Source organism: Haloferax sulfurifontis, from assembly GCF_014635105.1.
GTDB lineage: Archaea > Halobacteriota > Halobacteria > Halobacteriales > Haloferacaceae > Haloferax > Haloferax denitrificans.
The window spans coordinates 487,332-506,079 of record NZ_BMCI01000001.1 but is presented as its reverse complement, the minus strand read 5'-3'; the positions used below and the strand labels follow the sequence as shown (position 1 = coordinate 506,079).

The following is an 18,748-nucleotide window of genomic DNA, read 5'->3' as shown; positions in this document are numbered from 1 at the left end:
AGTAAAAAGCCACGCGTCGGCGACGGCGCTCGGTCCCGTGTCGGGCGGTCCCGTATCCCGCGGTCTCGGGCCGTCGCGTACGACTTTTCCGTGTCGCGCCCCTAGCCCGGCTATGTTATTGGTCCGCGGTCACGGCGGCGGCACGGCACTCACCGGCACGATATTCGAACGGGGGGAGCAAGCGCCGACCTACCGCGGCGCGCCGAACGAGGACGCCCCCTACGTCTGGGTCTGCGACGAGTTCTACGAGGTCGAAAGCGGCGGCTCGGAGACCGAAATCGACGGGCGGACGATTCGCGTCGCCTTCGACACGCCGCTTCCCCGCGGCTTCGACACCCGCGAGCAGGCGCTGTCGGCGGCGAAAGAACACGTCAGGACGCAGTTCGCGCGGGTCGGCGTCCCCGCCGACGACGTGCGGGTCGAGGTCGTCCGACCCGAAGAGGAGGGGACGCCGGAGGACGAACAGTCGGACGCGGCGGGCCGCTCCGCCGACGAGGGCTCTCCCGAGGGCGACGCGTCGGACGCGTCGCGCTGAGGCCAGCCACCGACTCGTTTTGCGCCCTCTCGCGAGAGGGCCTCACTCGTCGGCGTCGACCCAGCGGATGTTGTCGTAGCTCTTCATCGGGTCCGAGTCGAGTTTCTCGGAGAGTTTGCGCCTGAGCGCGGCCTTCTCGCCGATGCTCACCCGCGCGAGTTCGTCCGCCTTCTCGACCGCCAGCGGCGGCCCGCGCGTGGCGGCCACGTCGCGGACGACGTGGTGCATTAGATCCGCCCGGGTCTCCGGGTCCTTCGTGAACGCGTAGGGCGCTTCGACCCGGTAGCACACGTCGGTTCGGGGGTCGTACAGCACGAAGAACGTCACCGTGTACGCTTCGGGGTCGAGGTTGCGCTCGATGCCGAACGCCTCGCCCTCGGCGCTCAGTTGGCGGTCCGACCCGCCGCGCGAGGCGAACCAGCTCGTGAACGTGAGTTCGTCGGTGCGGCGCTCGTCGCCGTCGGGGCCCTCCCGGCGTTCGAGCAGGTTGACGAAGAAGGCGGCGTCGTCGACCCACGGCCGCCGGCCGGCGTCTGTCCCGTCGAGCTGTTTCCTGACCGTGCGGACGACGTGTTTCGCGCCGGGGTTCTTCACGAAGCCGGCGAGGGGGACGCCGCGCTCGACGAAGCGCTCGACGAGTCGGACGTAGTTCTCCACGACGGCCTTCGGCTTCGCGTCGCGCGCGAGGTCCTTCAGTTCGGCGTCGCGGTCGCGCCAGTTCAGGAGTTCCTTCGGGTACACCGGCCCGTCGAGGATGAGGAGGTCGGCGACGGCGTCGGCGTGTTCGAGCGCGTGGGCGCTCTCGGCGAGGTAGAGCGCGAGCGCGTGGACGACGCCCTCGGCGTAGCGGTTGACCCGCGGGACGCTCAGCACGCGCCGCCGGCCGTAGCCCTCGTCGGAGTGGAGCCACTCGTCGGTGTCGAAGAAGGGAACCGGGTCGTGGGTGTGCGCCGCCATGACGATAGAGCGGTGGCGGTGGAGGTCGAGGTCAGAGGGTTCGGCGGCCATCGCGGCGTGGGCCACGTCGAGGACGAGCCCGTTTTTGAACGTCGTCGGGTTGATGGTCCCCGAGTCGAGGCCGTGGACGGTCGGAAACGGCGACTCCGTGAGCGCCACGTCGTCGATGTCCGCGGCGTGGAGCTGTTTTTCGCCGAGCGGTTCGACGATTGGGGGTCCCCCGTCGGGCGATTCGAGGGGGTCGAGCCACGACTCCCAGACCGTCCGCGCGAGGTCGTCGTAGTCGGCGTCGTCGACCGAGTCCGCGATGGTGCTCGCCATGGACGCGATGTCGTCCACGTGGACGGGGTCGAGGGTCATACCTCGCCGTCGTCGCCGACAAGTATAGTGGTTGTCGTCGTCGGTGGGAGCCACCCCGACGGGGCCGACGCGAGCAGGCGCGGGACGGCTCGTCCCCTCGACAGGTCCCGGCACGCTCATACCGCTCCGTTGCCAACGCTTCACCGACGATGTCAGTCAGCGCGGTCGGGTTCGACCTCGACTACACACTCGCGGTGCCGACGCGGGACCGCGAGACGATTCTCTCGGAGGCGGCGGCGGCGGCGGGCGCGCCCCCGCTGACCCGAGAGGCGTATCTCCGGGCACACCAAGAGAACCTCACGCGCGAGACCCGCGCGCCCATCTTCGAGGCCCTCCTCGACGAGCACGGCTCCCCCGTCGACCCGGAGCGCGTCGCGACGGCGTACAGAGAGCGAATCACCGACGCGGTCGTCCCCGTCGAGGGCGTCGAGGCGATGCTCGCCGGCCTGCGGACGACCTACCGCGTCGGCCTCCTCACCAACGGGCCGGTCGTGGCCCAGGAGGCGAAAATCGACAAACTCGGGTGGCGCGACCACTTCGATACGGCCCTCGTGACGGGCGCGCTCCCCGCCGGCAAGCCGGACGAGCGGGCGTTCGAGGCCCTGCTCGACAGCCTCGGAACCGCGCCCGACGAGACCGTCTACGTCGGCGACAGCGTCCACCACGACATCGCCGGCGCGCACGACGCCGGGATGCTCCCGGTGCAGGTGCTCGGGAAGGGCTGTGACGACCCCGACCCGCGGGCGGTCGCGCACATCCACCACGACGACCTGCCGACGGCGCTTCCGGAACTCGTCGCGGACCTCTGAACCGGTCGCGCGACGGCCGGCTCTCTCCTCTATTCCTCGCGGTCCCCGGCGTCGAGCGCCGCGACCAGCGCGCGGAACGCCGGGAGCGTCCACTTCACCTGCGCGCCGTCCTCGACGAACACGAGCGTCCGCGGCGGGCGGACCGCCTTCGGGCGCACGCGAAGCCCCGCTTCGGACGCGGCGTCGGCGGTCACGTCGGGGTGGGCGATGAACTCGACGCGGGCGCGGTCGGGCTGGACGTACACCTCGGCGACGCGCTCGCCGTCGGCGGCGACCGCGTAGGCGAGCGCGCCGTCGTCGGTCGGTTCCACGTCGGCGTCGGCGTCGACGACGGAGAGAACCGAGAAGGCGTCCTCGTGGCCCGTGACCTCCGAGGCGAGCAGTTGGGCGATGCGTGTCCCGTCGGAGAGCGAATCGACGACCATGCCGGGCGTTCGCGCCCGGACGGTTTCGGGGTGTCGCTTCGCGGCGGGCGGAAGGCGGAAAAGAGAGATTGGGCGCTACTCGGCCAGCGAGCGCGTTGCCTTCTCGGCCGCGTCGTCGACGTTCACGTCGTTCGCGCGAGCGAAGAGGACCGCGGCGGCCTCGGCGGTGATCCCGAGCCGCGACTGCCGCTCGTTGATGCCGGCGACGGCGGCCTGCTTTTCGACGCCGGCGGCGACGCAGGCGTCGAGAATCTGCTCGAACGCCGACTGCTCGCGGAGGACGGAGGCGTCGGGTTCGAACTCCTCGGGTATCTGCACCTCGGCGGGGTCGAACGTCGCGACAACCTCGCCGTCGTCGCGTTCGACGAGGCCGCGGCCCGCCGCGAGGTCGATGAGGCGCTTGGCCTGGTCCGGGGAGAACCAGTCGCGGTCGAGCGACAGGGCGACGACGAACTCGCCTTCGCCGAGGCGGGTCGAGCCGTGTTGCCGGAAGGGGACGGCGACGGTGACGTCGAGACTCATCGGTTCGACGGCGGGCGCGGGCGAACTAAACGGTTTGCGTTGCCATCGCCTCCGAGAGACGTGGTGGCACCCGTCTCCGCCGAGCACCGATTCGAGCGATTCAAGTAGTCACCGAGGTTTTTACCCCGTATGAAGGACCAAGGACGCTCCAAGCGGAAGCGGACCGGCGGTCGGCGCAAGCCGTCCCGAAACAAGAAGCGCTACCAGCTGGGCCGCGAACCCGCCGCCACGACGGTCGGCGAGCCCCGGTTCCAGATTATCGACTCCCGCGGGAACAACGAGAAGCTCCGCGCCCTCTCGACGAACGTCGCGCAGGTCGCAGACGGTGCCGACGTGACGCAGGCCGACATCGAAGGCGTCGTCGACAACCCGTCGAACGTCAACTACGCCCGCCGGAACATCATCACGAAGGGCTCCATCATCGACACAAGCGCCGGCCGCGCCCGCGTCACCTCCCGCCCCGGTCAGGACGGACAGGTCAACGCCGTCGTCGTCGACGAAGAGTAAGTTCTCTCCCCGCGTCGTCGTTTCGGCGCGGTCCGACTGTTTATCCCCGTGAGCCCCGCGGCCGTCGCTCGCGGGGGTGTGTGGTCGAAGTCGAAAACGAGACTGGACGATACCGAATCGAACCGCGCGACGGACCGACCGGCGGGTCGGCCGGTCAGGGCGTCAGGGCGTCGGCGCGGCCTTCTGAAGCGCCGTCTCGGCGATGTTACCGCCGTAGTCGGCGCTCCGCGAGACGGAGTCGACGATGAGGCCGAGCAGTTGCGCGCGCGCCGGGTCGAGGTCCCGGAGGAGTTCGTCGATGCCGCGGGCGCTCGCGTCGATGGCCTGAACGGCCTCGCGGGACTCGTTGGCGAGGCGGCTCGCCTCGTCGCTCTCCTCGGCGAACAGCGCGTCCATCCCGCCGTTGACGACGGCCTTCGCCTCCTCGAACAGCGCCTGAATCGCCTCGACGATTTCGTCGTCGACCGGCTCCTCGAAGTTCAAAGAGAGGTGGGCGATTTTGGTCGCGTGGTCGCCGATGCGCTCCAGTTGCCGGGCGGCGGACTGGTAGTCGAAGCAGATTTCGCGGGGGAGACCGAGTTCCTCGGCGGCCTTCGGGGTCCGGAGCGTCGCCCGGAAGATGCGGGAGACGACCATCCAGAGGCGGTCGACGTCGTCGTCGCGCTGGATGACGTCGCGGGCCATGTCGTCGTCCTGCTCGGCGATGGCCGCGATGGCGTCTTCGAGCATCGAAAGCGAGATGAGCCGCATCCGGGTGACCGCGTTGTGGATGGAGAGCTCGGAGGAGTCGAGCAGGTCCCGGATGACGACCCGGTCGCGCGTCTCTTCGAGCACTTCGAGGCCGACGAGGCTCTGGGTCGCCTCGCGGATGGTCCGGCGCTGGTCGGTCGTGATGCGCGAACTCTCCAGGGCGATGATGTCGAACCCGCTCACGTACATCGTCATGACGGCGCGCGTGAGCTCGTCGCCTTCGAGGGTCGCGATGTCGAGGGTGCCCTCGGTGCGTTCTTCTTCCGAGCGGGGCGTCAAGAACAGCGAGTCGCCCTCCGGGTAGAACTCGACTTCGCTCCCCGCCGAGACGCCGTTGTCCGTCGCCCAGTCTTTAGGAATCGAGACGGTGTAGGTGGAACCGCCCGTCACCTGCACCTTTCGGGTTTCGACCATGTCCGTGGGTGGTCCTCAATACACAATAAAACTGTCTATCTCTATATATCGAGCTCAGTTTTTATGTGGTGGACGTGACCGAACGCGACTCGTGACGGTTCGGAGGCGAAACGACGCTCACTCAGTAGTCATCTCGCGCCGTGTCCGTCGGCCCGCGAGCCCCGAATTTCCTGACATATCGGAGAAAGTTCGCACACGAAACGGCCTATGATGGGGTAATCGTCTGTTTTCGCCGGTTTCGACCCGTTCTTGTCACACGTTACCATTCGTTGGGGACATACCGGAATGTATCACTATATAGTCGTCATAGCAGGGTATTTACGCAAAAATCGGCTCCTCAAAATCGATGACGCGTAACTCGGACAGCGTTCTTTCGCGGCGTAAGTTCCTGATTGCCTCGGGCGCGACCGGTCTCGCTGGACTCGCCGGGTGTACGGAGAACAACACCGGCGACTCCGGTGGAGACTCCGGCGGCGATTCCGGCGGCGACTCCGGCGGCGACTCCGAGGGAACAGACTCGTCGGGCGACGGGAGCAACGAGCTCTCGGGAACCATCGACATCGCCGGTTCCTCGACGGTGTTCCCGCTCGCGACCGCGATGGGCGAGCGCTTCCAGAGTGAGCACTCCGAGGTCAACATCAACCTCCAGTCCACCGGCTCCGGTGGCGGCTTCGCGAACTACTTCTGTACGGGCCAGACCGACTTCAACAACGCCTCGCGCCCGATTCAGCCCGACGAGGAAGAACAGTGCGCGAGCAACGACGTGACGCCCGTCGAACTCAAAGTCGCCACCGACGCCCTGACGGTCGTCGTCAACAACGACAACGACTTCATCGGCGAGGGCCTCACCACCGAACAGCTCCAGACCATCTTCTCGGCCGAGTCGGCCCCGACGACGTGGGCGGACGTCAACTCCGAGTGGCCCGACGAGGAAATCGAGATTTACGGTCCCACCGACGCCTCCGGTACCTACGACTACTTCATCGAGGCCATCATCGGCGAGGACGGCCCGGGCCACCGCCAGGACTACTCCGCGACCGAGCAGGACCGCACCATCATCCAGGGCGTCCAGGGCTCCGAGTACGCGATTGGCTATCTCGGTTTCGCGTACTACAGCGAGAGCACCGACTCCGTGCAGGCGGTCCCCATCGAGAACGACGCCGGCGAGTTCGTCGAACCGTCGCTCGACACGGCGCTGTCCGGCAAGTACAACCCGCTTTCCCGCCCGCTGTTTACCTACCTCGCCCGCGAGTCGCTCGCGGAGGACCACATCGCCGAGTTCGCCCGCTACTGGATGGAGAACTCCACCAGCCGCGAAATCGTCGCCGACGAGGTCGGCTACGTCCCGCTCGGCGAGGACGAGCAACAGGAGATGCTCGACACCCTCAACGCCGCCATCGAGGAAGCTAACTAGCCGCTTTCTCGACAGAATCAGCTAACGAAGCGCTTTTTCATACACCACGATTCAATCCAACCAATGAGCACAGATGACCTCGAAACCGACCTCACGCGGAACACGGAGAACGCGCCGCGTGAGCTACTGACGCGGTCGTTCTTCTTCCTGTGCGCGGCGCTGTCCGTCGTGACGACCCTCAGTATCGTCGGGCTCCTCATCACGGAGGCGTCCAAGTTCTTCACGCTGACAGCCTCGCTGATGGGAGTGACGGGAGAGACGGCGTCTATCGTCGACTTCCTCACCGGAACCACGTGGCAGATACACAGCCAAGAGTTCGGCGTGCTGGCGCTCGTGTCGGCGACGCTGATGGTCACTATCGGGTCGGCCGTCATCGCGCTCCCGCTCGGCGTCGCGACCGCCATCTACCTCAGCGAGTACGCGAGCGCGCAGGCTCGGTCGGTTCTCAAGCCCGCGCTGGAAATCCTCGCGGGCGTCCCGACCGTCGTCTACGGCTTCTTCGCGCTCATCTACATCACCCCGGCGCTGGAAGTCGTCTTCCCCGACATCGGGACGTTCAACATGCTGTCTGCGAGCATCGTCGTCGGCATCATGATCATCCCGATGGTCGCCTCCATCAGCGAGGACGCGATGTCCGCCGTCCCCGACGAACTCCGGCAGGCGGGCTACGGCATGGGCGCGACGAAGTTCGACGTGTCGACCGGCATCGTCGTTCCCGCCGCGCTGTCCGGCATCTTCTCTTCGTTCATCCTCGCAATCTCGCGCGCCATCGGCGAGACGATGGCCGTCACCGTCGCCGCGGGCGCGCAGGCGAAGTTCCTCAACCCGCTGAACCCCGCGTCGTACCTCGAAGGCGCGCTGCCCATGACCGCCGCGATGGTCCAGCTTCTCACCGGTGACATCACCGGCGGCGGGCTGGCCTACCGCAGTCTGTTCGCCATCGGCCTCGTGCTCTTTGTCATCACACTCATCATGAACGTTATCAGCGACTACGTCTCGCGGCGCTACCGGGAGGCCTACTGAGATGGCGACCGACACCGACTCCGGCTACATCGACGGCTTCGGACAGGTCAGTCGAACCACCGGAACCATCTTCCGGTACCTGCTTTTGGCCGCGACGATGTTCGGCATCGTCACGCTCGCCGTCCTCCTCGTCTACGTCGCAAACGACGCGATTCGCCCGCTCACCGCCGACCTCGGCTGGCATCTCACCTTCTTCCTGACGCTCGTCGTCCCCACGGCGGTCGTCGGCGGTTACCTCGCCCGGCGCAACGTGCCGGCGCTCAAACTCGGCGGCATGGTCGTCGGGATGCTCGCCGTCTCCCTGCTGTTCAGCGGCGGCGTGGCAATCGTCTTCGTCGACATCATCCCGCCGCTGACCGGCCTCTCGTACGTCGTCGGCCTCCTCGTGCCGGCGGCGCTCGTCGTCGTCCTGACGAAGTACGAACAGCAGATTCCGTTCACCCTCCGCGTCGCCGCGACCGGGGCCGCGTTCGTCCTCTCGCTCGTCGGCATTCCGGGCTACTTCCACAGTATCCCCGAAATCGTCCGCCAACTTCCCGTGGTCCCCGCCGACTGGATGATTCTGACGCTCGTCCTCGGCGGCGTGGCCGCGGTCGTCGTCGGCCAGTACGTCGCTCGAATCCGCGAAGACACCACGGCCGGCCTCGCGGCGGGCGCGTCCGCGCTCCTCCTGACCGGTCTCGCGGCCGTCGTCGGCCCGGCACTGGGCGTCGACGCGAACGCCGCCGCCGTCGTCACGTCGGTCGCGTTCGTTCCCACGGTGGCCTACGCCGGGGGCGCGGCGGTCACCCGCGAACGGGAGCGAATCGGCCTCCTGCTCGCGGCCGTCGTCATCGGCGGCTCGCTCGTCGGCGCGGCCGCGGTCGACGCGCTCGGCTTCGCCGGCCCGCAGTCGTGGGTCGACTGGCAGTTCCTCACGAGCGCCCACAGCGGGTCCGCGGAGAACGCCGGTCTCTACCCGGCTATCGGCGGCTCCATCCTGCTGATGGCGACGGTCGCCGCCCTCTCGTTCCCGCTCGGCGTCGGCGCGGCGGTGTACCTCGAAGAGTACGCCCCCGACAACGCCTTCACCCGGTTTATCGACGTTAACATCTCGAACCTCGCCGGCGTCCCCTCGGTCGTCTACGGCCTGCTCGGGCTCGGCGTGTTCGTCACCTATCTCGGCCAGCCCACGGGAACGGTCATCATCGGCGGCGCGACGCTCGCGCTCCTTATCTTGCCCATCGTCATCATCTCCTCGCGCGAGGCGATTCGCTCGGTCCCCAGCGATATGCGGCAGGCGTCCTACGGCATGGGCGCGACGCGCTGGCAGACCGTGAAGAACGTCGTCCTCCCGGAGGCGTTCCCCGGCATCCTGACCGGGACCATCCTCGCGCTCGGCCGCGCCATCGGCGAGACCGCGCCGCTCATCATGATCGGCGCGCCGAACGTCCTTTTCACCCTGCCGACCGAGCTCACCTCGAAGGTGAGCGCGATGCCCCTGCAGGTGTACGCGTGGTCCAGCCTGTTCGCCAGCGAGGACTTCTACACGAAGGCCGTCCCGGCGGGCGTCGTCGTCCTCCTGGCGGTCCTCCTCGCGATGAACTCCATCGCCATCGTCCTGCGCAACAAGTTCGAAAGTGGAAACTGAACGTTACCAATGAGCCAAAGAGACAAAGCACCCGAGGGAGAACAGCAAGCCATGAACGGAACAGAGGACCCGACGAACGACGAGATGCTCGTCGAAACCGACGTGAGCGACGGGCTCTCTGCGTCGGCGAACTCGGTGAGTCGGGACGCCGAGACCGTCATCAGCTCGGAGAACATCAACGTCTGGTACGGTGACGACCACGCGCTCACCGACATCACGATGGATATCCCCGAAAACAGCGTGACCGCCATGATCGGTCCCTCCGGCTGTGGGAAGTCCACGTTCCTTCGCTGTATCAACCGCATGAACGACCTCATCGACGTCGCCCGCGTCGAGGGTCGGCTCACGCTCCGCGGCAAGAACGTCTACGACGACGACGTCGACCCCGTCGCTCTCCGCCGCCGCGTCGGCATGGTGTTCCAGAAGCCGAACCCGTTCCCGAAGAGCATCTACGAGAACGTCGTCTACGGCCTGAAGATTCAGGGCATCGACGCCGACTACGACGAGGTCGTCGAGGAGTCGCTCAAGCGCGCCGCCCTCTGGGACGAGGTGAAAGACCGCCTCCACGAGTCCGGACTCGACCTCTCCGGCGGCCAACAACAGCGCCTCTGTATCGCCCGCGCCATCGCCACCGACCCCGAGGTGCTCCTCATGGACGAGCCGGCGTCGGCGCTCGACCCCGTGGCGACCTCCCAGATCGAAGACCTCGTCGAAGAGCTCGCCGAGGACTACACGGTCGTCATCGTCACGCACAACATGCAACAGGCGGCGCGCATCTCCGACAAGACCGCCGTCTTCCTCACCGGCGGCGAACTCGTCGAGTTCGACGACACCCAGAAAATCTTCGAGAACCCCGAGAGCCAGCGCGTCGAAGACTACATCACCGGCAAGTTCGGATAGTCCTCGTCCGCGCTCGCGCGCTCTCGGGTCGCTTCTGCGAGCCGTTCGATTCGCGCCCCCGGAGCGACGCCCGCGCCCCGCCGTCGCGCATTCGACACGGTCGTTCGGGACGTACCGCCGACTCGACCACCGGAACCATCACAAGGAATTTCACTTCGCCTGTCGGAACGTCACGTATGGCCAGAAACACGTACCAGTCTCGCCTCAATCAGCTCGAAGAGGACGTGTTGTATCTCAGCGAACTCGCCGCCGAACGGGTCCGGTTCGCCCTCGACGCGCTCGAAGACAAAGACGAGCGGAAGGCACAGGAAGTCATCGAGGGAGACCACGAGATAAACCGCATCTACCTCGACTTAGAACAGGACTGCATCGACCTGCTGGCGCTCCAACAGCCGGTCGCTGGCGACCTGCGGTTCATCGCGGCGTCGTTCAAGATTATCACCGACCTCGAACGCATCGGCGACCTCGCGACCAACCTCGCGCAGTACGCCATCGACGCCGAAAACGACGTGTACGCGGAGGTCGACATCCGCCGCATCGGCGACGCCGCCCTCGATATGGTCGACCAGGCGATGGACGCCTACGAGACCGAAGACACCGACCTCTGTCGCTCCGTGGCCGAGCGCGACGACGACCTCGACGCGATGTGCGACGCCGCCTCGGAGAGCATCGTCCGCGACCTCATGACCGGCGACGACTTCGAGGGCGACGGCGACCTCGACCCCGAAAGCGCCCTCGTGGACGTGCGCCGACTCCTGCTTACGGTGCGCGACCTCGAACGCATCGGCGACCACGCCGTCAACGTCGCGGCGCGGACGCTCTACATGATAGACAACGACGACTCACTGCTGTTCTGAGCGGGCGTCTCACGCCGACGCGTCAGTGACGCGTCGCTCGCTTCTTCGAAAAACGAGAGAAAGACACGACCGCAGAGCGCCGACCGTCCGGCTTACTGGAAGCCGATGCGGCCGCCGTCGCGGGTGTCGGGCGACAGCCCCTCGCGGGAGCCGCCTTTGAACTGGTCTTGGATGTCCTCGTAGTAGCGCATCAGTTCCTCGGTGATGGTCGGGCGGACCGACTCCATCGCCTTGCGGAAGTGGCGCATCTCGATTTCCTCGGCGTCGGAGTCCTCGCGGAGCGCCTCGATGGCCGCCTCGCGGCAGATGGATTCGAGGTCGGAGCCGACGTAGCCGTCGGTTATCTCCGCGATTTCGCGGAGGCTCACGTCGGGCGCGAGCGGGCTCTGTTGCGTGTGGATGTCGAGAATCTGCTCGCGGCCCTCCTCTGCGGGCTGGCCGATGAGCACGAGGCGGTCGAACCGGCCCGAGCGGATGAGCGCGGGGTCGATCATGTCCGGGCGGTTGGTCGCCGCGATGACCATGACGTTGCCCGCGTCTTCGAGGCCGTCCAACTCCGTCAGGAGCTGGTTGACGACGCGCTCGGAGACGTTGTTACCCATGTCGTTGCCGCGGGCCGGGGCGAGCGCGTCGAGCTCGTCGAAGAAGATGATGGTCGGCGAGACCTGCCGAGCCTTGCGGAACGTCTGCCGAATCGCCTTCTCCGACTCGCCGACCCACTTCGACAGCAGCTGCGGGCCGCGCACCGAGATGAAGTTCGCGTTCGTCTCGTTGGCGACGGCCTTCGCTATCAGGGTCTTCCCCGTGCCGGGCGGCCCGTAGAGGAGCACGCCCTTCGGGGCCTCGATGCCCATCCGCTGGAACTTCTCGGGCGTGGTCAGCGGCCACTCGACGCTCTCTTGGACCTTCTGTTTCGGCCCTTCGAGCCCGCCGACGTCGTTCCACGTGACCTTCGGAATCTCGACGAGCACCTCGCGCATCGCCGAGGGTTCGACCTCGCCGAGCGCGCCGCCGAAGTCGTCGTTCTTGACGACCATGCGGTCGATGAGGCTCGGCGGGATGTCCTCCCTGTCGAGGTCGATCTCGGGGAGGTAGCGTCGGAGCGCCTTCATCGCGGCCTCCTTGGTCAGCGCCTCGATGTCCGCGCCGACGAAACCGTGGGTGTCGTCGGCGAGGTCGTCGAGGTCCACGTCGTCCGAAAGCGGCATCCCGCGGGTGTGAATCTGGAGGATTTCCTTGCGGCCCTCCTCGTCGGGCACGCCGATTTCGATTTCGCGGTCGAACCGACCGGGGCGGCGGAGCGCGGGGTCCACCGAGTCGACGCGGTTCGTCGCCGCGATGACGATGACCTGTCCGCGGGCTTCGAGCCCGTCCATCATCGTCAAGAGTTGGGCGACGACGCGGCGTTCGACCTCGCCAGTCACGTCCTCGCGCTTGGGCGCGATGGAGTCGAGCTCGTCGATGAAGATGATGCTCGGCGACTCCTCTTTGGCGTCCTCGAATATCTCGCGGAGCTGTTGTTCGGACTCGCCGTAGTACTTCGAGATGATTTCCGGCCCCGCGATAGAGAAGAAACTCGCCGAAGTCTCGTTGGCGACCGCGCGGGCGAGAAGCGTCTTCCCGGTGCCCGGCGGCCCGTGAAGCAACACCCCCTGCGGGGGCTCGATGCCCAGCTTCTTGAATATCTGGGGGTGTTTCATCGGCAGTTCGACCATCTCGCGGACGCGCTGAATCTCGTTGGTCAGGCCGCCAATGTCCTCGTAGGTGATGCCGCCGCCGGCCTTCTCGAAGCCCGAGATGGGCTCCTCGCGGAGTTCGACGTCGGTGTCCTCGGTGACGAGGACGACGCCGTCGGGCTTCGTCTCGACGGCGATGAGCGGAATCGCCTGTCCGGGCGACCGCATAAACGGGTGGTTCGTGCTCGACATCACCGGGACGATGTCGCGTTCGACCACGGGCCGCTTGAGAATCTGCCGTTTGACCATGCCGGCCGCGTCGGACCCGAACTGCACGCTCGCCTCCTCCGGCGGCGCAAGCACGAGTTTGTCGGCCTTCGTGGCCTCTGCCTTGCGGATGGTGACCCGCTCGCCGATGCCCACGTCGGCGTTCTGCCGCGTGAACCCGTCGATGCGGACCGTATCCGTGTTCCAGTCCTGCCGGTCTGCCCGCCACACCTTCGCGGCGGTCGTTTTTCCTCCCTCGATCTCGATGATGTCTCCCGGCGAGAGCTTGAGATGGAGCAAGGTGTCCGGATCAAGACGGGCGATGCCGCGCCCCGAGTCGTTCGGGTACGCTTTCGCCACTTCGAGTTGGACTTCGTTCATGATTACCTCGCGGGGATGCTGATACCTGTGAGAGGCCATCGGATAAGTCCTTCCCCGGTCTGACCGGGGCACCGTCCTCTCGTGGTTACAGCCTAGCACACCGTAGGGCGGGCGGCTACTAATCCCTACCGACTGGACAGGGGACGGCGCGTCGATGGCTGGCGTTTTTACGCTCGAACACGACGGTTCACGCATGCGACTCCTCGCGTTCGACGGCCGGATGGGTGCCAGCGGCGACATGCTCCTCGGCGCGCTCGTCGCCGCCGGTGCCGACCCGTCCGTCCTCTCGCCCGTCGAAGACGCTCTCGACGTGACCTACCGCGTCCACGAGGTCGACAAAAACGGCATCCTCGCGACCAAGGTGGACGTGCTCCTCGCGGAGGCCGACGGGGGCGAACCCCGCGGCGAGGGCCACGGCGACGACCACCGACGCCAGCCCGAACCCGAGAGCGGCGACGGCGACGACGGGGGAGACTCCGACGACGCTGACGGTGACGACGAAGACGAGCACAGCAACCAACACCAGTACCGTCACCACGACCACGCCCACGACCACGCACACTCCCACGACCACGCACACTCCCACGACCACGACCATTCACACGACCACGACCATTCACACGACCACACCCACGCCGAGGGCCACGGCCCGCACCGGACCTACCCCGAGGTGGTCGACCTCGTCGAGTCGATGGGCTTGCCCGCGGGCGTCGTCGAGGACGCGACGGCCATCTTCCGCGTGCTCGGCGAGGCGGAAGCCGAGGTCCACGGCACGGACCTCGACGCGACGCACTTCCACGAGGTCGGCGCGGACGACGCCATCGCCGACGTGGTCGGGGTCTGTCTCCTCCTGGAGGACCTCGGCGTCGACCGCGTCGTCACCGGCCCGGTCGCCGTCGGCGGCGGCGAGACCGAGATGAGCCACGGGACCTACCCGGTCCCCGCGCCCGCCGTGGTCAACATCACCGCGGCGGCCGGCTGGTCGGTCCGCGGCGGCCCCGTCGAGGCCGAACTGCTCACCCCCACGGGCGCGGCCATCCTCGCGCACCTCGCCGAGGGCGTCGAGTCGCTCCCGTCGATGTCGGTCGAGTCGTCCGGCTACGGGGCCGGCGGCTGGGACTTTTCGGACCGTCCGAACGTCCTCCGCGCGGTCGTCGGCGACGGCGGCTCGCGGCTCGTCCGCGACGAGATTACCGTCCTCGAAACGAACCTCGACGACGCTACGCCCGAGGTCCTCGGCGGGCTTCAGGAGACCCTGAAGGACGCCGGCGCGCGCGACGTGACCATCGTCCCGACGACGATGAAGAAATCCCGCCCAGGTCACCTCGTCAAGGTCGTCGTCAGGCCGGAAGACGCCGAGCGCGTCGCCTACCGCCTCGCGGTCGAAACGGGCACGCTCGGAATCCGCGAGCACGGCGCGGGCCACCGCTGGACCGCCCGCCGCGAGTTCGAGACGGCGACGCTCGACGTCGACGGCGACGACTACGAGGTGAGCGTGAAGGTCGGAAGCGACGCCGACGGCGTCGTCTACGACCGAAGCGCCGAGTACGACGACGCGCTGGCGGTGGCGAACGAGACGGGCCTGCCGGTCCGCGAGGTCATGCGCCGCGCCGTCGACGCGGTGGCGTCGGACGACGCCGAGTGAGCGGTTCGCGGGGCTCTTCGCCCGAGACGCTTCGCCGAAAAAACCGTTCGCGGCCGCCCCGTCAGGTCACTTCTCGTTGAACTGCGGTCGGGAGTTGAACGGCGCGAACGTCCCGTCGGGGTTGTTCACGTGGACCCACGCGTGGAGGCCCCAGTGGCCGCCGGCGAAGCCCCACATGCCGTCGTCGCCGTCGCCGTGGAACAGGTCCGGGAACGGGCCGGCGTACGCCTCTATCTCGTCGAACAGGTACTCGGCCGCGCCGAGGACGAGCGTTTCCCTGCCGTTGCCCTCGTTTTTCCCGTAGACGAGCGCGGCGGGTTTCGTGAGGTCGACCTCGTCGTCGTAGTTCTCGATGACGTAGTCGTGGTTCACGTAGTGGTAGCCCATGCCCGGGATGAACGGACTTTCGAGGACGTAGCCGTCTTCGATGGCCTTCCGAACGTCGGCGTACTTCGACGTGGCCGCCCGGACCGACGCGATTTCGCGCTGGAGCGCCCCGCGGTGCGCCGCCGCGGGCGCGGCGAACGCGCCGACCGAGAGCGCACCGACGCCGAGTGCCTTCAGATACGTCCGTCGCCCGACCGTAGGGTTGCGTGATGTGCTCATGCGACATGCGATACGCGTCGGTGGAACGTAGGTATGATTCGGGCACGGCGCGTCCCATAAACCGAGAGTCGCGTTACGAGCGTTCTTTTCGGCCCGACCACTCGAAGCGCGGGCACCCTCAGACGGTCGCGGAGCGCCACGTTAGGCGGCCGTTAACGGCGTCGAAACCGCCGCCGCCGACACTCACTCCTCGCGCGAGCGGTGTTCGTCCAGCGCCTCGTCGATGCTCAGCTCGCCGTCGGCGACGCGCCGGGCGAGCGCCTCGTCGATGGTGCGGTTGTCCTCGGACGCCTCCCGCGAGCGCGCCTTGATGCGCGTGAGCTCGCCCTCGGTCGGTTCTATCTCGCGGGACTCGATGCGCTCGCCGTCCCGACGAGCGATGTTCACCGCGGCGAGCACGTCGCCCATCCCGCGCGCTCCGGTGCCGAGGTAGGGCGTCGTCCCGGTTTCGTCGACGAGTTCGACCGCGACGCCGTCGAGTTCGTTGATGAGCTTCGCGCCCTGTAAGCGCGCGCCGTCGCCGATGCGGACCACGGGGTCGACCGCGTCGTCGGTCTCCTCTCGGATGACCTCGACGGCGTCCGAAAGCGGGACGTGGAACGCGGCGACGACCGTCTCGCCGGAGAGGACCGCGACGCCCGGTCTGGTTCCGGGGTCGACGCCGACGACGGTCTGTCCGCCGTCGCCGCGGAGGCTCGCGAGCGCCTCGTCGACGGCGCGGCGCACGTCGTCGCCCGTCGCGGTCACGCGGGTCACGTTCCCGTCGGAGCCCGTGCCGCCGAGGTCGTCGTCGGGGCCGGTGAGGAGGACCTCCGCCCGTTCGGGCAGGGGGTCGCCCGGCTCGACGGTCGTAAAGGCGACTCCTCGGCTCCGCAGTTCGGACACGGCCTCGTGGTAGAGGTCGAAATCGGCGGTGGCGACGACTATCACGGGGGTCCCTTGGCGGCGGCGACGAATAAAGCGTCGTGCGCGAGTCGCCGTGGCGGCCGCGGGTCGGCGTCGAGGCGGCGGGCGGTCGCGCGACCGCGAGTGCGTCCGAGGCCGTCCGCGGCGACCGGGGTCTTTTTCGGCCGGTGGCGCCCACCACCTGACGTGACAGAGTCAGTCTCCACCGGCTGTGACGCGCTCGACGACCTCCTCGACGGCGGGTTCGAACGCGGCACCGTCACGCAGGTGTACGGTCCCTCCGCGGCCGGCAAGACGAACGTCGCGCTCTCGGCGGCGGTCCGGGTCGCCGCCGCGGGCGGCACCGTCGTCTACATCGACACCGAGGGCCTGTCGGTCGACCGCTTCCAGCAACTCGCGGAGGCGGTCGCCCCCGAGGACGTGGAGTCTGTGACCTCGCGGCTGATGATAAGCGAGGCGTACGACTTCGAGGACCAAGAACAGGCCGTCCGCGACGCCGAGGAGTTCGCCGCCAGCGCCGACCTCATCGTCCTCGATTCGGCGACCGGCTTCTACCGGCTGGAACGGACCGCCGAGGGCGACGGCGGCGAGGCGCTTCGCCGGGTGGCACGGCAGGTCACGCACCTGCTGTCGCTCGCGCGCAAACACGACCTCGCGGTCGTCCTGACGAACCAGGTGTACGCCGACCCCGACACCGACCGGACGCGCGCGCTCGGCGGCCACACCCTCGAACACTGGACCGGCACCGTCGTCCGCCTCGACCGCTTCCGCGGCGGCAACCGCCGGGCGACGCTGGAGAAACACCGCGCGAAACCCGCCGGGGAGACGGCGACGTTCAAGATAACGGACCGCGGGCTCTCCGCGGCGGACGTGTAGAAAAAGGTCGACGCGGCCGGGCTGACGGCCCGGTCGAATCCCGCTCCTGTCTTCAGTTCGTGTTTCCTCTCGGGCGCGCCGGTGAGCCCCGGGCGACTGCGTTACAGGTCGTTGAGCTTCCGGAGGAGCTGGCCGCGGTAGCGCTCGTCGGCCTCGAAGCCCTTGACTTCGAGCACGTTGCGTTCGAGCTTGTCGAGGGCGACGTGGAACGCGTGTTCGGCGCCGTAGCCCTCGCCGCTTCCGGCCAGTTGGCCGTGGCTCGTGCGGAGCCGAATCTGGCACTGGATGAGCGGCGTGCCGCGGAGTTTCTCCTTGTGCTCGTGGAAGCGGACGTGAGCGTGAAGCACGCTCATCCGCTGGTACTTGTCCGCGACCTCGGTGATAGCCGAGTTGATGTCGGCGCGGCTCAGCGTTTCGAGGAGGCCGATGTTCGTGACCTGCACGTCCATCTGCTCTTCTTCGGTGTAGGTGAGCGCGCGGAGCACGTCGGTCTTGGTCACCACGCCGAGGACCTCGCCGTCGTCGTCGGCGGGCGTGACGACCAGCCCGGCGATGTTGTGTTCCAGCATGCGCGCGACCGCGTCGCGCACGCTCTCTTCGGGCGTCGCCGTGCGCGCCGGGCTGGTCATCAGGTCGTAGACCGGGAGGTCGAGCATCCGGTCGGTGTCGCCGCGGCGGTCCTGTTTGCCCTGCCGACCCTCGTCGCGCACCATGAACTCGACGAGGTCGTAGGTGGTCAGGATACCTTCGAGGCGGCCCTCGTCGTTGACGACCGGCAACCGCGAGACGCCGTGTTCGCGGAGGCGGTTGATGGCCTGCCCGAGGTGGTCGCGCTCGCCGACGGTGACCACGTCGTCGGTGTAAATCTGCTCGACGGTCAGCGCGTCGAGGTTGTCGAGGACGGCTTCGAGGATGGCGTCCTGCGTGATGATGCCGTACTGTTTTTCGCCCTCGTAGACCGGCGCGACCTTCGTGTCGCCCTCGACGAGCATGCGCGCGACCTCGCGCACGTTCTCGTGACGGTCTATCTTGGGGACGGCCTTCGTCAGCGCGGCCGCTTTGGTGTTGTCTTCGACGTGCGAGTTGATGAGCTGTTTCTCACCGATGACGCCCGCGTACTCGCCGTCGTCCTGAACGATGATGCCCTTAGGGTTTTCCCGCTCGAAGATGGAGCGGACTTTGCCTAATCGCTCGTCAACGTCGACCTCGATGAAATCAGGAGTGGCGATATCAGCAATATCCATAATACATCCTTACATACAACGCCTCGTCTCTTGAAGGTTCGTCC

The 18,748-nt window shown here is 67.5% G+C and carries 18 protein-coding genes; 10 read left to right on the top strand and 8 right to left on the bottom strand.

The window, feature by feature from the left end; translation table 11 throughout:
- Positions 1 to 112 precede the first annotated feature (112 nt).
- On the top strand, positions 113 to 535 hold the full coding sequence (locus IEV64_RS02740) for a DUF7113 family protein (protein ID WP_007274520.1): 423 nt from the start codon (positions 113 to 115) through the stop codon (positions 533 to 535).
- Between the two features lie 42 nt (positions 536 to 577).
- On the opposite strand, the gene IEV64_RS02735 is transcribed toward IEV64_RS02740, so the two are convergent.
- Positions 578 to 1,852, bottom strand: a complete 1,275-nt coding sequence (locus IEV64_RS02735; RefSeq protein ID WP_007274521.1) for a DNA double-strand break repair nuclease NurA — start codon at positions 1,850 to 1,852, stop codon at positions 578 to 580.
- A gap of 149 nt (positions 1,853 to 2,001) precedes the next feature.
- On the opposite strand from IEV64_RS02735, the gene IEV64_RS02730 reads away from it, so the two are divergent.
- Positions 2,002 to 2,661, top strand: coding sequence for an HAD family hydrolase (locus IEV64_RS02730; RefSeq protein WP_007274522.1), 660 nt, complete (start codon positions 2,002 to 2,004; stop codon positions 2,659 to 2,661).
- Between the two features lie 29 nt (positions 2,662 to 2,690).
- Here the strand turns inward: IEV64_RS02730 and IEV64_RS02725 are convergent, their stop codons facing one another.
- Positions 2,691 to 3,086 carry a DUF7993 family protein gene (locus tag IEV64_RS02725; protein ID WP_188423077.1) on the bottom strand — a complete coding sequence of 132 codons (396 nt, stop codon included), beginning with the start codon at positions 3,084 to 3,086 and terminating at the stop codon, positions 2,691 to 2,693.
- 75 nt (positions 3,087 to 3,161) lie between these two features.
- Complete coding sequence (locus IEV64_RS02720) at positions 3,162 to 3,608, bottom strand: DUF2240 family protein (RefSeq protein WP_007274524.1); 447 nt, start codon at positions 3,606 to 3,608, stop codon at positions 3,162 to 3,164.
- 129 nt (positions 3,609 to 3,737) lie between these two features.
- Here IEV64_RS02720 and IEV64_RS02715 point away from each other — a divergent pair, with 129 nt between their 5' ends.
- The gene (locus IEV64_RS02715) at positions 3,738 to 4,115 is read left to right on the top strand and encodes a 30S ribosomal protein S8e (protein WP_004969695.1); all 378 of its coding nucleotides are present in this window, start codon (positions 3,738 to 3,740) and stop codon (positions 4,113 to 4,115) included.
- A gap of 162 nt (positions 4,116 to 4,277) precedes the next feature.
- Here the strand turns inward: IEV64_RS02715 and IEV64_RS02710 are convergent, their stop codons facing one another.
- Positions 4,278 to 5,279: a phosphate uptake regulator PhoU gene (locus IEV64_RS02710; protein ID WP_004969697.1), complete on the bottom strand. Its 1,002-nt coding sequence runs from the start codon at positions 5,277 to 5,279 to the stop codon at positions 4,278 to 4,280.
- A 346-nt stretch (positions 5,280 to 5,625) separates the two neighbouring features.
- On the opposite strand from IEV64_RS02710, the gene IEV64_RS02705 reads away from it, so the two are divergent.
- From IEV64_RS02705 to phoU, 5 genes are all read left to right on the top strand, one after another.
- Positions 5,626 to 6,693, top strand: a complete 1,068-nt coding sequence (locus tag IEV64_RS02705; protein WP_188423076.1) for a PstS family phosphate ABC transporter substrate-binding protein — start codon at positions 5,626 to 5,628, stop codon at positions 6,691 to 6,693.
- A gap of 63 nt (positions 6,694 to 6,756) precedes the next feature.
- Complete coding sequence (gene pstC, locus IEV64_RS02700; protein WP_004969700.1) at positions 6,757 to 7,716, top strand: phosphate ABC transporter permease subunit PstC; 960 nt, start codon at positions 6,757 to 6,759, stop codon at positions 7,714 to 7,716.
- Position 7,717: 1 nt separating this feature from the next.
- Entirely contained in the window at positions 7,718 to 9,346 is a 1,629-nt protein-coding gene (gene pstA, locus IEV64_RS02695; protein WP_188423075.1) for a phosphate ABC transporter permease PstA, read from the top strand.
- Positions 9,347 to 9,397: 51 nt separating this feature from the next.
- Entirely contained in the window at positions 9,398 to 10,246 is an 849-nt protein-coding gene (gene pstB / locus IEV64_RS02690) for a phosphate ABC transporter ATP-binding protein PstB (protein WP_007274528.1), read from the top strand.
- Between the two features lie 176 nt (positions 10,247 to 10,422).
- Entirely contained in the window at positions 10,423 to 11,103 is a 681-nt protein-coding gene (gene phoU, locus IEV64_RS02685; RefSeq protein ID WP_007274529.1) for a phosphate signaling complex protein PhoU, read from the top strand.
- 92 nt (positions 11,104 to 11,195) lie between these two features.
- Here the strand turns inward: phoU and IEV64_RS02680 are convergent, their stop codons facing one another.
- Positions 11,196 to 13,427 (bottom strand): CDC48 family AAA ATPase, encoded by a 2,232-nt coding sequence (locus IEV64_RS02680; RefSeq protein ID WP_188423074.1) that lies wholly within the window; start codon positions 13,425 to 13,427, stop codon positions 11,196 to 11,198.
- Between the two features lie 193 nt (positions 13,428 to 13,620).
- Here IEV64_RS02680 and larC point away from each other — a divergent pair, with 193 nt between their 5' ends.
- Positions 13,621 to 15,072, top strand: coding sequence for a nickel pincer cofactor biosynthesis protein LarC (gene larC, locus IEV64_RS02675; protein ID WP_188423073.1), 1,452 nt, complete (start codon positions 13,621 to 13,623; stop codon positions 15,070 to 15,072).
- 66 nt (positions 15,073 to 15,138) lie between these two features.
- Here larC and IEV64_RS02670 read toward each other — a convergent pair whose 3' ends face one another.
- Together IEV64_RS02670 and IEV64_RS02665 are read right to left on the bottom strand one after the other, a co-directional pair.
- Positions 15,139 to 15,678, bottom strand: coding sequence for a hypothetical protein (locus IEV64_RS02670; protein ID WP_007274532.1), 540 nt, complete (start codon positions 15,676 to 15,678; stop codon positions 15,139 to 15,141).
- Positions 15,679 to 15,861: 183 nt separating this feature from the next.
- The gene (locus tag IEV64_RS02665) at positions 15,862 to 16,608 is read right to left on the bottom strand and encodes a hypothetical protein (protein WP_007274533.1); all 747 of its coding nucleotides are present in this window, start codon (positions 16,606 to 16,608) and stop codon (positions 15,862 to 15,864) included.
- Positions 16,609 to 16,770: 162 nt separating this feature from the next.
- Between IEV64_RS02665 and radB the strand changes: the two genes are divergently transcribed.
- The gene (gene radB / locus IEV64_RS02660) at positions 16,771 to 17,460 is read left to right on the top strand and encodes a DNA repair and recombination protein RadB (RefSeq protein ID WP_007274534.1); all 690 of its coding nucleotides are present in this window, start codon (positions 16,771 to 16,773) and stop codon (positions 17,458 to 17,460) included.
- A gap of 101 nt (positions 17,461 to 17,561) precedes the next feature.
- Here the strand turns inward: radB and IEV64_RS02655 are convergent, their stop codons facing one another.
- The gene (locus IEV64_RS02655; RefSeq protein ID WP_007274535.1) at positions 17,562 to 18,704 is read right to left on the bottom strand and encodes a CBS domain-containing protein; all 1,143 of its coding nucleotides are present in this window, start codon (positions 18,702 to 18,704) and stop codon (positions 17,562 to 17,564) included.
- Between the last annotated feature and the right edge of the window lie 44 nt (positions 18,705 to 18,748).

Excerpts from the sequence above, each read along its gene's own strand:
- IEV64_RS02740 (WP_007274520.1), top strand. The coding sequence starts at position 113 with ATGTTATTGGTCCGCGGTCACGGCGGCGGCACGGCACTCACCGGCACG.
- IEV64_RS02735 (WP_007274521.1), bottom strand. The coding sequence starts at position 1,852 with ATGACCCTCGACCCCGTCCACGTGGACGACATCGCGTCCATGGCGAGC.
- IEV64_RS02730 (WP_007274522.1), top strand. The coding sequence starts at position 2,002 with ATGTCAGTCAGCGCGGTCGGGTTCGACCTCGACTACACACTCGCGGTG.
- IEV64_RS02725 (WP_188423077.1), bottom strand. The coding sequence starts at position 3,086 with ATGGTCGTCGATTCGCTCTCCGACGGGACACGCATCGCCCAACTGCTC.
- IEV64_RS02720 (WP_007274524.1), bottom strand. The coding sequence starts at position 3,608 with ATGAGTCTCGACGTCACCGTCGCCGTCCCCTTCCGGCAACACGGCTCG.
- IEV64_RS02715 (WP_004969695.1), top strand. The coding sequence starts at position 3,738 with ATGAAGGACCAAGGACGCTCCAAGCGGAAGCGGACCGGCGGTCGGCGC.
- IEV64_RS02710 (WP_004969697.1), bottom strand. The coding sequence starts at position 5,279 with ATGGTCGAAACCCGAAAGGTGCAGGTGACGGGCGGTTCCACCTACACC.
- IEV64_RS02705 (WP_188423076.1), top strand. The coding sequence starts at position 5,626 with ATGACGCGTAACTCGGACAGCGTTCTTTCGCGGCGTAAGTTCCTGATT.
- pstC (WP_004969700.1), top strand. The coding sequence starts at position 6,757 with ATGAGCACAGATGACCTCGAAACCGACCTCACGCGGAACACGGAGAAC.
- pstA (WP_188423075.1), top strand. The coding sequence starts at position 7,718 with ATGGCGACCGACACCGACTCCGGCTACATCGACGGCTTCGGACAGGTC.
- pstB (WP_007274528.1), top strand. The coding sequence starts at position 9,398 with ATGAACGGAACAGAGGACCCGACGAACGACGAGATGCTCGTCGAAACC.
- phoU (WP_007274529.1), top strand. The coding sequence starts at position 10,423 with ATGGCCAGAAACACGTACCAGTCTCGCCTCAATCAGCTCGAAGAGGAC.
- IEV64_RS02680 (WP_188423074.1), bottom strand. The coding sequence starts at position 13,427 with ATGAACGAAGTCCAACTCGAAGTGGCGAAAGCGTACCCGAACGACTCG.
- larC (WP_188423073.1), top strand. The coding sequence starts at position 13,621 with ATGCGACTCCTCGCGTTCGACGGCCGGATGGGTGCCAGCGGCGACATG.
- IEV64_RS02670 (WP_007274532.1), bottom strand. The coding sequence starts at position 15,678 with ATGAGCACATCACGCAACCCTACGGTCGGGCGACGGACGTATCTGAAG.
- IEV64_RS02655 (WP_007274535.1), bottom strand. The coding sequence starts at position 18,704 with ATGGATATTGCTGATATCGCCACTCCTGATTTCATCGAGGTCGACGTT.